General features: G+C 48.0%; 14 protein-coding genes. 8 read left to right on the top strand and 6 right to left on the bottom strand.

The window, feature by feature from the left end:
• Positions 1-61: 61 nt before the first annotated feature.
• From JT719_RS10855 to recO, 4 genes are all read left to right on the top strand, one after another.
• Positions 62-256 carry a cold-shock protein gene (locus JT719_RS10855; RefSeq protein ID WP_062543874.1) on the top strand — a complete coding sequence of 65 codons (195 nt, stop codon included), beginning with the start codon at positions 62-64 and terminating at the stop codon, positions 254-256.
• 110 nt (positions 257-366) lie between these two features.
• Complete coding sequence (locus tag JT719_RS10850) at positions 367-1,212, top strand: UbiA family prenyltransferase (RefSeq protein WP_207433050.1); 846 nt, start codon at positions 367-369, stop codon at positions 1,210-1,212.
• 103 nt (positions 1,213-1,315) lie between these two features.
• On the top strand, positions 1,316-3,631 hold the full coding sequence (porZ, locus tag JT719_RS10845; RefSeq protein WP_207433048.1) for a type IX secretion system anionic LPS delivery protein PorZ: 2,316 nt from the start codon (positions 1,316-1,318) through the stop codon (positions 3,629-3,631).
• A gap of 96 nt (positions 3,632-3,727) precedes the next feature.
• On the top strand, positions 3,728-4,441 hold the full coding sequence (gene recO / locus JT719_RS10840; protein ID WP_207433047.1) for a DNA repair protein RecO: 714 nt from the start codon (positions 3,728-3,730) through the stop codon (positions 4,439-4,441).
• 136 nt (positions 4,442-4,577) lie between these two features.
• On the opposite strand, the gene JT719_RS10835 is transcribed toward recO, so the two are convergent.
• Genes JT719_RS10835 through JT719_RS10825 form a run of 3 tightly spaced genes read right to left on the bottom strand, consistent with a single transcriptional unit; the run spans position 4,578 to position 7,152 of the window.
• Complete coding sequence (locus JT719_RS10835) at positions 4,578-5,099, bottom strand: FKBP-type peptidyl-prolyl cis-trans isomerase (protein WP_207433046.1); 522 nt, start codon at positions 5,097-5,099, stop codon at positions 4,578-4,580.
• An 11-nt stretch (positions 5,100-5,110) separates the two neighbouring features.
• Positions 5,111-6,109: an FKBP-type peptidyl-prolyl cis-trans isomerase gene (locus JT719_RS10830; protein WP_207433045.1), complete on the bottom strand. Its 999-nt coding sequence runs from the start codon at positions 6,107-6,109 to the stop codon at positions 5,111-5,113.
• A 32-nt stretch (positions 6,110-6,141) separates the two neighbouring features.
• Positions 6,142-7,152 (bottom strand): DHH family phosphoesterase, encoded by a 1,011-nt coding sequence (locus tag JT719_RS10825; protein ID WP_207433044.1) that lies wholly within the window; start codon positions 7,150-7,152, stop codon positions 6,142-6,144.
• Between the two features lie 190 nt (positions 7,153-7,342).
• Here JT719_RS10825 and JT719_RS10820 point away from each other — a divergent pair, with 190 nt between their 5' ends.
• The gene (locus tag JT719_RS10820) at positions 7,343-7,762 is read left to right on the top strand and encodes a nucleoside-diphosphate kinase (RefSeq protein WP_207433043.1); all 420 of its coding nucleotides are present in this window, start codon (positions 7,343-7,345) and stop codon (positions 7,760-7,762) included.
• Between the two features lie 110 nt (positions 7,763-7,872).
• Here JT719_RS10820 and JT719_RS10815 read toward each other — a convergent pair whose 3' ends face one another.
• Positions 7,873-8,379, bottom strand: a complete 507-nt coding sequence (locus JT719_RS10815) for a DUF4199 domain-containing protein (protein ID WP_207433042.1) — start codon at positions 8,377-8,379, stop codon at positions 7,873-7,875.
• A gap of 580 nt (positions 8,380-8,959) precedes the next feature.
• Here JT719_RS10815 and JT719_RS10810 point away from each other — a divergent pair.
• Together JT719_RS10810 and JT719_RS10805 are read left to right on the top strand one after the other, a co-directional pair.
• Positions 8,960-9,946 carry a hypothetical protein gene (locus tag JT719_RS10810; RefSeq protein ID WP_207433041.1) on the top strand — a complete coding sequence of 329 codons (987 nt, stop codon included), beginning with the start codon at positions 8,960-8,962 and terminating at the stop codon, positions 9,944-9,946.
• Between the two features lie 43 nt (positions 9,947-9,989).
• Positions 9,990-10,598, top strand: a complete 609-nt coding sequence (locus tag JT719_RS10805) for a DUF1684 domain-containing protein (protein ID WP_207433039.1) — start codon at positions 9,990-9,992, stop codon at positions 10,596-10,598.
• A gap of 269 nt (positions 10,599-10,867) precedes the next feature.
• On the opposite strand, the gene JT719_RS10800 is transcribed toward JT719_RS10805, so the two are convergent.
• Both JT719_RS10800 and JT719_RS10795 read right to left on the bottom strand, forming a co-directional pair.
• Positions 10,868-11,983: a lysylphosphatidylglycerol synthase transmembrane domain-containing protein gene (locus JT719_RS10800; protein ID WP_207433038.1), complete on the bottom strand. Its 1,116-nt coding sequence runs from the start codon at positions 11,981-11,983 to the stop codon at positions 10,868-10,870.
• Positions 11,967-12,743 carry a segregation/condensation protein A gene (locus JT719_RS10795; protein WP_207433036.1) on the bottom strand — a complete coding sequence of 259 codons (777 nt, stop codon included), beginning with the start codon at positions 12,741-12,743 and terminating at the stop codon, positions 11,967-11,969. The genes JT719_RS10800 and JT719_RS10795 overlap by 17 nt, the downstream gene beginning before the upstream one ends.
• 398 nt (positions 12,744-13,141) lie before the next feature.
• On the opposite strand from JT719_RS10795, the gene dxs reads away from it, so the two are divergent.
• The gene (gene dxs / locus JT719_RS10790) at positions 13,142-15,058 is read left to right on the top strand and encodes a 1-deoxy-D-xylulose-5-phosphate synthase (RefSeq protein ID WP_207433035.1); all 1,917 of its coding nucleotides are present in this window, start codon (positions 13,142-13,144) and stop codon (positions 15,056-15,058) included.
• Positions 15,059-15,157 lie beyond the last annotated feature (99 nt).

Here is a 15,157-nt window from a genome sequence, read left to right as displayed (position 1 = left end):
GGATTTTGTATAATAATCCTATATTTACACAATCATTCATTATTTCAATTTTTAAATTTTTATGAAAACAGGAACTGTTAAATTCTTCAACGAGTCTAAAGGCTACGGCTTTATCACAGAAGAAGCCACCAACGAGGATTTCTTTGTACACATTACAGGCCTCAATGGTATCCAGATCCAACAGCACGACAAAGTGGAGTTCGACACCAAAGAAGGTAAAAAAGGCATTAACGCGGTTAACGTGAAGAAAATCTAAACTTCTACGCATCATACTCATTTTGTAAAAGCATCAAAAAGCCCCTGTTGAAGGGGCTTTTTTCATAGGTAAGAATTAAACCGTAACTTCCGTTCTCTTAAGTTTTACCTGTGAAGCAGTTTCTGGCCCTCATTCGGTTTCCTAATCTGATCATTATGCTGTTGGCGCAGCTGCTGGTGCGGAAATTCCTGGTGTTTCCAGAGCATTCGCTGTGGCAGACGCTTACCTGGCAGTTCGGGCTCTTGGTGGTGGCAACCATCTGTGTGGCCGCCGCCGGGTACATCATCAATGATTACTATGACATCAAGATAGACCGCATCAACAAACCAGAGAGGGTAGTGGTGGGGCGGTTCCTTACCCGGCGCAAGGCCATGATGATTCATATGTACCTGTCGGCGGTGGGGGTTCTGCTGGGGCTGTTGTTGGGCGTACGCATTGGGTTGGTGCTTTTGGGAGTGGCTTTGCTCTTGTGGGGCTATTCTGCCCAGTTCAAAAAGCAGCCGTTTATTGGTAATCTTACCATTGCTTTGCTGTCGGCGGCTATGGTGCTGGTAGTGCCGTTGCAGGCAGGTCAGCCCTCGTTGGCGGCCTGGGCCTACGGAGTATTTGCTTTTCTGATTTCTTTGGTACGGGAAATCATCAAAGACATAGAAGATGTTCAGGGCGATGCCTCTTTCAGATGCCGCACGCTGCCCATCATTCTGGGCCTCCCCAGAACCAAATGGGTGTTGTACTTGCTCATTTTCCTGTTCTTGCTGTTCACCGGGTTCATTATGCTTAAGCGCTGGCATGAGCCGTTGTTTGTGGTGTACTTGTTTGTGGGCGTGGTGCTGCCTACCCTTATTTTGGTAAGACAGATCTTCTTTGCCGATAGGAAAAGGGAGTTTACGCACCTGAGTTGGCTGTGTAAGGCCATTATGCTCACCGGAATCTGCTCTATGCTGGTGCTGCACTAAAAAGGATGAAGCACCACCAGAAATAAGAAAGTAAGTACAATCGTTTTACGTGTGTTTAAACCAAAGTAAGCCTAAAACGGCTTGAATCTGTGTAACTTTGGGTATGGCGTCTTCAAGTTTGCTTCGTTTCATCACCATCCTTTGTAGCTTTTTGGGGGTACTCACGGTCAGTGCCCAAACGTCCAGCTTGCCAATTGGTTCCTGGCAGATCCACGTGCCAAATAACCGCGCAAAAGCAGTTGCCGAAACCCCCTCTTCCATTTACTGCGCCACAGAGGATGGGTTCTTTCGCTATATCAAAGAAGAAAACACGCTGCAAACCCTATCCCGTACCGATGGGTTCAGTGATGTAAACCTCAGCACGCTCCGGTATGACTCAACCACGGCCACGTTGGTGATTGCCTATGAGAATACCAACCTGGACTTACTCATGAACGGCAAGGTGCACAACCTAACGGAGTTATTGCGCAAGACCATGCCAAGTGCCAAGATCATCCACCATCTGTACACACATAACAAGAAAGCGTATGTATCCACGTCTTTTGGGTTGGTGGTAGTAGATCTGGTAAAGCTTGAAATCAAAGATACCTACAGCAACCTCGGCGCACAGGGAGAGGCAGTGCAGGTTTACTCCTCTGTGGTGTTGCGTGACAGCCTGTACATTGCTTCCTCCGGCGGAGTGATGGGAGCCAGCCTGAACAATGCCAATCTGCTTGACTTTAGAAGCTGGAAGCGATTTGGCGCTGCTGATGGGCTGCCGGCAGGTTTGGGAACCGAAGCAGTGAAAACCATCTCGGCGTTTAGGGGAGAAGTACTGGTAGGCGTCACGAACGATGGCATCTATAAATACAACGGAACTGGCTGGAGCAAAGCACCTTTTTCTACCTCCGGAAATCAGTTCAGGGCCATGGAAACAAACGGTCGCAGGCTGGTGATTTCGGGCGTAGATGAAGTGCTGGAGATAAACGCCACAGGCCAGGCTACAATCAAAACGGATCCTTTGCTGCTGAACGTGCGCATGGCTATCCCGGCAAGAGCTGGAGGAATCTGGGCTGCCAGCTATGAAAAGGGATTAGTGCAAATGACTAATGCCGGGGCCTTAGGGTACGTGCCCAACGGACCAGCCTCGGTAGACGTGTTCAGCGTGTATGCAGAGCCCGGGCTATTCACGGTATTAGGCGGCGGTTACAGCCAAGGTTATTTGCAACGCGGTTCAGCCGCGGGTTTCTACCAGTACCAGAACGGCCAGTGGGTGAGCTACAATTTTGCCAGTGGTGGCGGGTTCCCGGCTCATGCGCGAGATTTGGTCATGGCCCGCCGCAACCCGGTGAATGGCAAACTCTACATCGCCAGTTATGGAGCGGGTTTGATTGAGTGGAACGGTTTGGATGATGTCACGTTGTACAATAATACCAACAGCCCTTTGCTCAGCTCCCTGGATGTGAATGACCGCAATTACATCAGGGTGCCGGGCATTGCCATTGATGCCGCCGGAAGCGTCTGGGTCACCAACCGGAACCAATTTGCCAACTCTCCCGGGTTATATGAATTGAAACTGGATGGTACCTGGAAGTCGCATCCTTTTCCGGGCTACGGATTGGGCAGCGGCTTAGACAAAGTGGTGGTAGATGATAATGGCTATAAATGGGTAACCATTAGTACCAACGGGAACGATGCCGGCATGATTGTGTACGATGACCTGGAAAGCCGGTACGCCTACATTGGCGGAGAAGGACAGGGAGGCTTACCCGGCAAGCAGGTGTTTGCCTTAGCGGTAGACCTGCAAGGTGAGGTTTGGGCCGGTACCAACAACGGAGTGGCTGTGTTCACCAGTTCACCAGATTTATTCTCTTCTTCCTCCGCAGGGGCTTACTTGCCTATCTATGAAAGACGTCCACTGCTGCAGGGGCAAGTGATCAGGAGCATTGCCGTAGACGGCGGCAACCGGAAATGGATTGGCACCGATACCGGGATCTGGCTTTTCAATGAAACCGGTGAAGAAATGATTCATCACTTCACTACCCGGAACAGCCCATTGCCTTCAGACAAAATCAGAGACATCTCAATCAATCCTACTACCGGAGAAGTATTGATAGGCACCGAAGGGGGGATTGCGGTATATCGGGGCACCGCTACCCGTACCGAGAAAGTAAACCAAAACTGTCTTCAGGTATTTCCTAACCCGGTTAGGGCAGGTTTCACAGGCACCATTGGTATCTCAGGCTTGCCGGATAACGGCTCTGTGAAGATCACCGATGCAGCCGGGTTCCTGGTGTTTGAGGGGAAATCTGCCGGGGGCACGTTTGCCTGGCACGGTAGAGACTACAACGGCCGCAAAGCAAAAGCGGGCGTGTATCTGGTGCTGGCCTCCTCCGCCGATGGTACCCAGACCTGCATGACCAAGATTGCCATTCAGTAGCCTTTATTCGGGTACTGATTCCGCAAGGTCCGTCCTTTATCTATTGACAGAATCCTGCCGGTTTTCGTAGGATAAGTCAGAAACTACATCATTTCTATGCTGGTAAAAACCCGTGGTATTGTTCTCAACTTCATCAAGTTCAAAGAATCTTCCATCATTGTCCGCATTTACACCGAGGAGTTAGGCCTGCAGAGTTACATTGTCAATAGTGTCCGGAAGAAGGGAAGTGCCTCGCGTATTGCCCTGTTCCAGCCTTTTACTTTGCTGGACATGGTAGTGTACCCTTCCGCGAAAGGCGGGCTTACCAGAATCTCTGAATACAAATGCAGCCATCCTTTCGCTACCGTGCCCTATGATATCAGGAAGAGCAGTATCTTGCTTTTCTTGTCTGAGATAGTGGCCAGAACAGTAAGGGAAGAGGAGGAAAACCGGTCTTTGTTTGAGTTCCTGCATACGTCTATCCTTCATTTCGACCAAATGGAGACCGGGTTTGAGAACTTCCACCTGGCTTTCCTGCTGAACCTGGCCGCCTATCTGGGGTTTGCCGTGTCATCGGCCGAAGAGGTTATCACACAGGTAGCATTTGAAGCGGGCGGTGCAGGCACCACCGGCAACAATAACCTGATGCAGCTTCATCAGTTAGAACCTTTTTTGGCTGAAGTAATCCAAAATCAGGAAAGTGCGCATTTGCCCAACGGAAAAGTACGCCGGGAGCTGCTCTACCTTTTGGTTAGGTACTTTCAATTACACGTGGAACAGTTAGGCGAAATCAAATCCCTGCCGGTACTTTCTGAAGTGCTGAGTGAATAGATCAGCTGTTATCCTCAGACAAGTTGATTTGGAACAACGTTGTTTTAGGCCTATTTTCTGAAAAATAGGCTTAAAAAAGAAGAGGCCTCCTTTCAAAAGGAGGCCTCTTCTTTTTTAAGCTATAACTGTGCAACAGTTAGAAGCTGATCAGGTGAACATCAAACATGATAGGGGCATTTGGCGGGATTCTGCCTGAACCGGTTAAGCCGTAAGCCAAACGGGAAGGGATAAGAAGCAACGCTTTTTCTCCTTCTTGCATCAAGGTCATTCCTTCATCCATACCAGGAATCACTTCTTTGTTCCCAATCACAAACTCCAGGTTTTTGGCCCGGTCATAGGAAGAATCAAATTTCTGCCCTCCCTGGATGAGCCGGCCAATGTAACCAATGGTTACTTTAGTGCCTGTTGTTGGTTTGTCACCAGTACCTGCCTCTTTCTTTACATAGTAGAGTCCAGAAGCGGTGCGGGTAAAGTCTGTGATGTTGTTCTGCGTCAGGTACGCTTTGATAACCTCCTCCTCGTAAGCCGCTTGGGCTGCGTGGTCAAAATTGGCATACGGATCATACGGATCTGTATCGCTGCAGGAGTTGAAAACAAAAAGGGTACAAACTGCCAGCAACAACTGCCACAAACCGCTTCTTTTCACTAACTGTTGCATATTGTTTTAGATTATAGACCTGGACCGGCAGGACCAGCAGGGGCTGCTGGAGCTGCTGGAGCATCTTTGATGTCAACCAACTCCACATCAAAACGCAGGATAGAGTTAGCTGGCAGTTCTGCTCCACGAGCCACAGAACCGTAGCCTTGCGGAGAAGGAATCAACAAGATGCCTTTGCTGCCTTTGTTGAATTGCTTGATGCCTTCTTCCCATCCTTTGATTACCTGGTTTTGGCCCAGCGGGAATTCAATAGGGTTACCACCGTTAGATTTGTCAGAAGAATCAAACTCTTTGCCGTTGAGCAACGTGCCTTTGTATTTCACGCTTACTACTTTACCGTCTGTGGCATTAGCACCAGATCCTTTTTGGGTAACGGCGTAGTAAACACCAGACGGAGTTTTTTGCATGGTCAGGTTTTCCTTCTTGATGTACTCCTGGATAAGTTTGTCATCAACCGGACCTTGTTTAGCAGCGCGGGCTTCCAGTTCTTTCTGCTGACGCTCCATCAGTTTAGGATAGTCGGCCATGGCCTCCTGCTCGGTCTGTAAGTTGGTTGCTTTCACGAAGAAAGTCAAGTAGCTGCCTTTCTCAATGAACGGAGGAAGCGGGCTTCTGAAGGTTTTCGCGAAAAGGGTATCAGCGTTGATCTTGAACACGGCGCTATCACCTTTGTCCAGCATCAGGAATGCTTCTTCAATGCTGCCTTTGTTTGGAGACTCCACCATTTTGATCTGGATAGGCATGGCGTTGTCTTTGGTGCTGAACAACAAAGAGTCTTTGGCGTTACGGTATTCCATCTCAAAGCTCATTACTTTGTCAAGCTTGGCTTTGTAGGCAGCAGAGTCAACTTTGGCTTCTTTCAATTCATACTTGCCGTCTTTCTGGGTGTAGAGTTTATACTCCAGACCAGAAGGAGTCTTCATGAACTTGTCCTCGCCCAGATTCTTGCAAGAAGAAGCTAACAAGGCCACTGCCAAAGCTGGCAGCAGGTAAAATGATTTTTTGAACATTGGTTTTTGGTTAAATAAGCGTCTTTAAGGGTTTAGTTTACCAGTTGTTCCGCGTACTGCGGTAATAGATTCACAAATTTTTCAACGGTTTCGTTCAGAGGCAGATGCGAGATACCGCCTGCTGCGTTCTTGTGACCGCCACCGTTAAAGTGCGCCCGCGCAAACTCATTCACCGAGATATCACCCACTGATCGGAAAGAGATTTTCACGGCCTCTGAGCGGTCAATGAACAGGGCGGCAAAGCGTACGCCTTCAATGGAAAGCGCAAAGTTCACCAGGCCTTCGGTATCGCCGGTTTGGGAGTTGTATTGCTTCAGTTCCTCGGCAGTTACGGCAATGTAAGCGGTGTTGAATTCCCGTACTACCGTAAGCTTGTCTTTCAAAACATAGCCCAGAAACCGTAGCCGCGACTCTGAGTAGCTGTCATAAATATTGCGGTGCACCTTGCAGATGTCAATGCCGTTGTGCAACAGATCGGCAATGATCATGTGCACGTTGCGGGTGGTGCTGGAGTGACGGAAAGAACCCGTATCGGTCATAATACCGGCGTACAGACATTCCCCAATAGCCACATCAATCAAGGACTCATCGCCCATGGCTCTGATCACTTCATACACCAGTTCTGCGGTTGCGGCGGCGTTGGTGTCAGAGAAGGTGATGTCAGTGAAGTCCTCGGGCTGCAGATGGTGGTCAATGAGTACTTTGGTACCGGTAGCCCGCTGAATGTAGGGCCCCAGTTCATTGATCCGGCTGAGGGCACTGAAGTCAAGGCAGAATATCACCTCGGCTCCCTTGATGATTTCCTGGGCCAGGGCATCTGTCTGGGCACTGTATACCAAAACCTCTTCGTTCCCGCTCATCCAGTTCAGGAAAGAAGGATAATCTGAAGGGGTGATAACCTTTACCTGGTGCCCCTTTTTCTTAAGGTAGCCTGCCAATCCTAACGAAGAACCCAGGGCATCCGCATCGGGTTTGTGATGCGTGGTGATCATGATCTTCTTAGGAGTCTGCAAGAGCTCCTTTAGCGCGTTAATTTGCTGCATTGTAAACTCACGATCCGCTTGAAAAAAGCGGATACAAGATGCAAAATTCTAAAGAATTCGGGTACAAAACAAATAAAATCAAGGAGGTGCGTGCCAGATGGGGTTTTTTCCCGTATAAGGTGAATTTTGCCCTAAAGTGTGTTACTTTTGCCGGCGAAAACTCTAATAAACCCAATAAAGGATAAGAAAAATGGCTGGAAACATAACCTTCACCATGATCAAACCAGATGCCGTACAGGACAACCACATTGGCGGTATCACTAAAATGATAGAAGAGGCTGGCTTCAGAATTGTAGCCATGAAAAAAACACGCTTAAATGAGGAGCGTGCCGGTAAATTCTACGAAGTTCACAAAGAGCGTCCTTTCTATGGTGACCTGGTGAAATACATGAGTTCTGGCCCTATCGTAGCCATGATTCTGGAGAAAGACAATGCCGTGTTGGATTTCCGTACCCTGATCGGTGCTACCAACCCAGCCCAGGCGGCCGAAGGAACTATCCGTAAAATCTATGCCAAGTCTGTAGAGGCCAACGCCGTACACGGTTCTGACTCTGACGAGAACGCCCAGATTGAAGGCGATTTCTTCTTCTCTGCCGACGAGCGTTTCTAAGCTCTTTCCAGGAAAACATACCAAAAACGCCTGACTGCAAAGTCAGGCGTTTTTTTTTGTGCCGCTGAATTTCCCCGTTCTATAGAAAACAGGGCTGAATACAGATGTTCTTAGTTTGGCTTATTGGTTAGGTGTCTATGGCCGGTGGTGGGTGTTGCCATGCTGCCTCCAGAATTGTCAAAGGCCATCATGAGAATGTAGCCGGTCATGGCGCCCACCGCGGTGCCCAGTATCACAACGGAGCCCAGCACCATCATTAGTGGCAAGCTAACGCCAAAGTAATCTTGGTTTTCAAGCACACCGGCGTAGCCCGGATTGATAAAGATAGCGTGAAAGAGAATGAAAGCCGCGTACAGCCCTGAGCCTATCAAGCCTACCAGAAACCCAATGGCCAGCCCAGGTAGGTAAGGAGTCTCCCTATTCATGGCATCATGTCTCTTCTTGAGAGTGCCAATAGCCAGAATCACGGCTATCAGGATGAAGATGTTGCTGGCAAAACGGATTATTTCGCTGTCTTGCAAGCCAAGGGAAATAATTACCAAAAAGTAGACGATCATTGCAACGGCGGAGATGATGCCATACCGGACACCAATGCCCTGGATTGAGGTAGTTGCCATAGATTCCATAGTTTGAGTTTGCTAGTACTACATTGTTTAATATGCGTTTTTGGGGTTTGAAACAGTGAAGTGGTTAGTAATCAATACGTAAACATTTGTGTTTTGTCCATTGTACTTACCCATTCACTTGATAATAACCGAGGCTGAACGGAAAGGTTTTGGAGGTCTTACAAACTTTATATGGTGTAATCAGAAGTATTGAGTAGGTAGCGGGTTGTTGTCAGGATGAGGCAATAGGCAGTACAAGAATAGAGTACAATGTGCAGTTAAGTTTCATTCGCTAGAGCCTATTTGTCTTTAAGGAAGAATTCAAGAGGTAAAGTAGTGGCAGAAAGACGAGTGCTCTTAAATGAGCAACGGAAAGTGGCTTGTCTCTTTGTTATCAACTAGCTGGGGCGTACATCTTTCATGGTTCATTTCCTGTCTGAATCACTATGAACCTGAATGAAGGGAGGTAAATTCTTTTGTTGAATGCCGAAGGTTCTGGAAATCTGCTTCAGAGCATACTTCCTTTTTATTAATTTTAATACCTGTTTATTGAAAAAAACTGATTCCATTTTTAATTAAATACAAGTATTGCATGCTATTACTAGAAAAAGATTTTAAAAATGTTGTTACAAGCCTAGTTGTGGTATTTCTAAGCGTGTTTTTCTCTGGTCCTAGCTTTGGGCAAATGGATGGTTCCCACCTACAAATACAAGGGGTATATGCAGATATGAGGGAGGTTGCCGTAGAGAGAGGTCCTAAAGGGGTAAAGAAAATGAGGACTTTTGTGAGCAGTGAAGGTTTGTTCAGCATGAAGCCTTTTGTACTGAAGCAGGAGTTGCTATTTGATGAGAAAGCACGCCTGAAAAGAAAAGTTGACTACACCTTTGGTGAGTCCATCTTCGGGAAGGATACTACACTAGCTATGAAAGAATACGAGTATTATAAAGAGATAGATAAAACCTTCTCAATTCGAAACACACTTCTGAAGACAGTTGAGCAAAAACGCTACAAACGCGAAGATGGGCATATATATGCCACAGATGGAAGAATCAGCAAAGTATTTGTGCACCAATCTAACAGCAAAGTGGATACTTTTTACCTTGGCCAAGGGGAGAAATTTACACACCCAGAGCCACAAGTACGCCAATATTCTGCTTATGACTCTTTGAGTAATGGTGGGTATTCTGGAATCGTACCAAGGGGAAGATCATTCAATAATTTAAACACAATTATTGATTATGATACAATAGCAAATGGTTTTATTGTGAAAGAGTCTACACCTGAAGGATTTTTGTTGTCTGAGAAAAAAGTGCTCTTAGATGAAAATAAGCAAGTCTCTCACATTATTAACCTGGGGGGAAAAACCGGCCTTGGGATAGACAGAGATGTCTCCATCACAAAGTTCTTGTACGATGAGGAAGGAAATGAAATAGAGAAGATAGTGTTAGATAGAAAAGGTAAAGTATTAGATAAATTCAGTTATACATACAACCAAAGGGGGGATTTAGAGCAAACTGTTTGGAGCGGCAAAAGGGGAAAGGTGAAGAGGAGAACTAAATATGAATACGAGTACTTCTAAGAATTCCCTCCTATTATCATAAAAGCAATTCAATAATCTTGGAATGAAATCCTTTTTAGTAATTCTTTGCCTTTTGTTTCCCTTTCTATCAAATGCGCAGGAACTTGCAACTTTTGAACAGGAAATAGCAAAGCATAGGGCAAAGCAAGACAGCACGTTCAGGTTTGACGATCATTCTCCACTTTCACCTGAGGAAAAGGAAGCGTTTAAGGGTTTAGTTTATTACCCAATAAACAATGCCTATCAAATAAAGGCCAAATTTGTGCGCACTCCGCAAGAGGCTATTTTCAAGATGCCGACTACTGGGAAAAGAACTCCTGACTATGTGAAGTATGGAGAACTGCACTTCCTGTTGCACGGTCAAGCGTTGAAGCTGAATTTGTACCAAAGTCAGGATTTGATGAAGCAGGTTAAATACAAAGATTACCTGTTTATTCCTTTTACCGATGCGACCACCGGAGGAGAAACCTATGCTACAGGGCGGTACCTGGATTTCTCCATTCCTGAGGGGACAGATAGTGTATTACTGGACTTCAACAAAGCTTATAATCCCTATTGCGCCTATAGTGCGGGCTATTCTTGTCCTATCCCTCCAAAAGAAAACAAATTGCCTGTACGGATAGAAGCCGGAGAAAAGACCTATGAGAAGTAAGCTATAAGCAGTGAGGTAATTCCTTTGTTGCGGAGAGAAACGAGGCAGAAAGTAGTAGTGGGAACCTTGTTTCTCTGCACGCAGAATCGTTTGCCGAGGCTTTACAGGTCTGGTCAATCCTAATCTGAGACACTAAACGGTGAATAAATCTAGATGAGATACAAGGTTCCTCTTGAGCCCAGTCCAAGAAAATAGGTCAATGATTCACTTTTACAACAAAAAAGGGCCGGCTATATAAAAGCCGGCCCTTTCCTTAAAGGTTACTTTTGTTAGTATCTGGGTTTTGCGTCCCTTTTCTCAGAAACGGAGCTTAAACGTAGGTTTTCTTCGTCCTCATCGTCTTCAGGATGTTCGCCAAACACGCGCAGTACCCAACGAGGCAGGAAGAAAGAGCCCAAAATCAGGTACAGGTAATAGGTTACCACGCGGTACAGTAACACAATAACGGTAGTGAAACGGCCCAGGAACTGCCCGAAGAATGTGGGGAAAGCAACCTCGGCTATGCCGGCGCCACCGGGTGTAACGGCTACCAACAGCACAATCTTGTAGATCATGTTGCGGGAAAAGATAAGTACGTGGTCATGGAAACTGATGTCGGTGAAGGCCGCAATCAAGCAGTTGATCACAAAATAACGGGCGGTCCAAACGAAGGCGGTACTAAGGGCGGCATTGGCCCAGTAGCCAAAAGTGCTGCCTTTCAGTTGTTGGGAGGCCCATACCAGTTCGTTGCCGTTCTTATAGGCACCCGGGCGCCAGCGGCGCGTCAGTTTGTAAGAAGTAGCCCGCAAGAAAAGGCGCTTTACAGCCGTAGGATTGATCAAAAGCCCATAGGCCATTAAGAAGGCATAAAACGCAATAAGAATGTAGCTGATGGCAAAGGCAATTTCAAGGCTGGCCGTTACGGAGAACTCCATGGCTGATACCTCCGGGAAAATATCTCCGGCAGTAATCAGGAACACCAGCGGCACGGCAATGATGAAGTACAGGTTGTCCATCATGGCCGTTACCATTACGTAAGCCAGTGATTTTCCTAAGCTTAGGCCTTCTTTGTTCAGCATAAAGGCTGCCACGGTAGAGCCGCCTACCACAGAGGGCATCACGCAGGAGGCAAACTCCCAGAGCATGATCACGTCAACGCTTTTGCGCCAGCTCAGGTATTTCTCGGTCACGTACCGGATGCGGTAAATGTACCCAAAGTCGCGCACCACCAACACCAGAAAAGTCATCACCAGCCAGAAAGGTTTGGCGTTGTAGAGAGGTGAGAAATCCATCTCGGCGCTGTCTCGGTAGAACATGTACCCAATCACGCCCAACCCAATCGCCACGGGAATGAGAATACGCTGCGGAGTGAAGTATGAGAGTAATTTCTTACGATTCAGATCCATGGTCAATGATGGTCAGGTGCTGGTTTTCAGAATAAGGCACAATACGGAAGTTATTAAACCCATCCGCAATCTCCAAGCCAATCTCGTTTAGTTGAAGCAAGTCTAAGATGGCCAGGAAGTTAAAAATTAATCCTATTTTGTCTGGGAAGGCCTCCAGCAGATCAGTGAAATTGACTGCTCCTTGTGCCCGCACCCGGTTTTTAATGTAGACGCGCTGCTGATCAATGGTGTAAGGGTAGGTAACTACCGTGTGCTTGGGTCGGTTTTGCTCTTCCTCATACCGTTGCATGGCCTTGTGGAACGCATGCATGAGGCTGTAGAGGTTGAGGTCTTTAAGCTCGTACTCCAGTTGGTGCTTGGCGGCTACCTTACTGAGTTCTTCGTCAATGTTGCCTCGGTTTTCCTGCTGCAGGCGCACATCTTCCAGCAAACTAAGATCGCCCAAAACCTCTTTGTAGCGCTTGTACTCCAGCAGGTGCTGCACCAACTCCTGGCGCGGGTCAATCTCGTTGCCTTCCTCGTCTTTCTCAAAACGGGGCAGCAGCATCTTGGCTTTGATGCGCATGAGCGTGGCGGCAATGAGGATGAACTCACTGGCCACTTCCATGTTCAGCGTCTCCAGTTCCCGGATGTAGCCCACGAAATCGTTCGTGATCCGGAAGATGGGAATATCATGGATGTCCAGCTCGTCGCGTTCAATGAAGAAAAGCAACAGATCAAACGGGCCTTCAAAGAGGGGCAGCTTTATTTCGAAACTCACAGACGGACGTTACAACTATGGTTGAACCCCAAAATTACGCATAAGATACGCTAACCGCTAATTTTAGCGCCGGAAGAAGCTGTTTTTGAGGTGTTTTCCTGAAATCTTGTCTAATCTGGAGGTGTGGCAAGAGATTTGATGACCTTCCCTGAAGGAAACCAACTTAAGCAGGCTTTGAAAAAGTCAAGTTTACTCCTGGTGCAAACCCTTGGGAATAAATAAGTTTTTCCTGTATTTTTATAAAAAGAAGCGCAAAATGAGTGTCACCAGACGGAGGCAGAAAGAACACCTCTCAGAAAAAATCTGTATTTTTGCTATTTGTCTGGGTGCTACTACGTATATGGCTAAACTTTCTGTTCCTTACGTTGTTGCATCTATGTCCACCCAAACACACCCCTATGATAATTGAACCCGGAGAACTGCTGGCCAAAATTGACTCGCCAGCTGATTTGCGCCAACTGTCTGAAGACCAGTTGCTGCAGGTATGCCAGGAATTACGGCAATTCATCATTGACAACGTGTCTATTTACGGGGGGCACTTCGGGGCTAGTTTAGGGGTGGTGGAAATGACCGTGGCGCTGCATTACGTGTTCAACACGCCATATGACCAGTTGGTCTGGGACGTGGGGCACCAGGCCTACGGACATAAGATCTTAACCGGCCGCCGCGATGTTTTCCATACCAACCGTAAGCTAAATGGTATCTCGGGTTTCCCCAAGCGAAAAGAAAGCGAGTACGATGCCTTTGGCGTAGGACACTCCAGCACATCTATCTCGGCGGCGCTGGGAATGGCCGTGGCCTCCCAATACAAGAAAGAATTTGACCGGCACCACATTGCCGTGATTGGTGATGGCTCCATGACCGCCGGTATGGCGTTTGAAGCCCTGAACCACGCCGGTGCTACCGATGCCGACCTGCTGGTGGTCCTCAATGATAACTGCATGAGCATTGACCCCAACGTGGGTGCGCTCAAAGAATACCTCACAGACATTACCACCTCCCGCGTCTACAACAAAGTGCGTGATGAGATCTGGAACATTCTGGGCAAAATCAGCAAGTTTGGGCCTAACGCCCAGCAGATTGCCTCTAAGGTGGAAAGCGCCATTAAAGCCTCTCTGCTGAAACAGAGCAACCTGTTTGAGAGCCTCAAGTTCCGGTACTTCGGCCCCATTGATGGGCATGACGTGAACCATCTGGCCCTGGTGCTCAAAGACCTGAAGAAAATCCCCGGTCCTAAGATCCTGCACTGCGTGACGGTGAAAGGCAAAGGCTTTGCCCTGGCCGAGAAAGAACAAACCAAGTGGCACGCGCCCGGTTTGTTTGACAAAGTCACCGGTGAGATCTACAAAGTACACCACACCACGCCGCAGCCGCCCAAGTACCAGGATGTTTTTGGGCATACGCTGCTGGAAATGGCAGAGCAGAACCCCAAGATTTTTGGCGTGACACCGGCAATGCCAAGCGGTTCCAGCATGAACATTATGATGGCGGCCATGCCAGACCGTGCGCTGGACGTAGGAATTGCCGAGCAACACGCCGTGACCTTCTCGGCGGGTTTGGCTACCCAAGGCCTGGTGCCGTTCTGTAACATCTACTCCAGTTTCATGCAGCGAGGCTATGACCAGGTAGTGCATGACGTGTGTCTGCAGAACCTGCACGTAGTTTTCTGCTTAGACAGAGCCGGTTTTGCGGGAGCCGATGGTCAGACGCACCACGGAAACTATGACATTGCCTATATGCGCTGCATTCCTAACATGGTGGTGTCTTCCCCCATGAACGAGCAGGAACTGCGCAACCTCATGTACACCGCCAGCCAGGACGGCATGGGACCGTTTACCATCCGTTACCCACGCGGCGAAGGCGTTATGCCGGAGTGGCGCACCCCGCTGGAGGTGATTGAAGTAGGCAAGGGCCGCGTGATTCAGGAAGGCGAGGAAGTGGCCATTCTTACCATTGGGCACATCGGGAACTATGCTGTGGAGGTTTGCAAGAACCTGAAACTGGATGGTCTGCGCCCAGGGCACTATGATATGCGTTTCGCCAAGCCTCTGGATGAGAAAATGCTGCACCACATCTTCCGGAAGTACGACAAAGTAGTTACCATAGAAGACGGCTGTTTGCAGGGCGGATTCGGGAGTGCCGTGCTGGAGTTTATGGTAGACAACGGCTACCAGGCCCAGGTAAAACGCCTCGGAATCCCTGACATGATCATTGAGCACGGCTCGCAACTGGAACTGCATCGCCTTTGTGGTTTTGATCCGGAGGGCATTGAGCGCACCGTACGTGAACTGATGGATGTTGCCGTACGCGTGTAAAGATCCTAGAAAAGATAGAATCAGCCCTCACAGGTTTCATAACTTGTGAGGGCTTTTTGTTTGCCAATTATTTCTATCTTTCTTTCAGAAACCATCTGC

This window comes from Sabulibacter ruber, from assembly GCF_017355955.1.
Taxonomy (GTDB): domain Bacteria; phylum Bacteroidota; class Bacteroidia; order Cytophagales; family Hymenobacteraceae; genus Nibribacter; species Nibribacter ruber_A.
The sequence above is the reverse complement of the archived record's forward strand: the minus strand, read 5'-3'. Positions and strand labels throughout refer to the sequence as shown.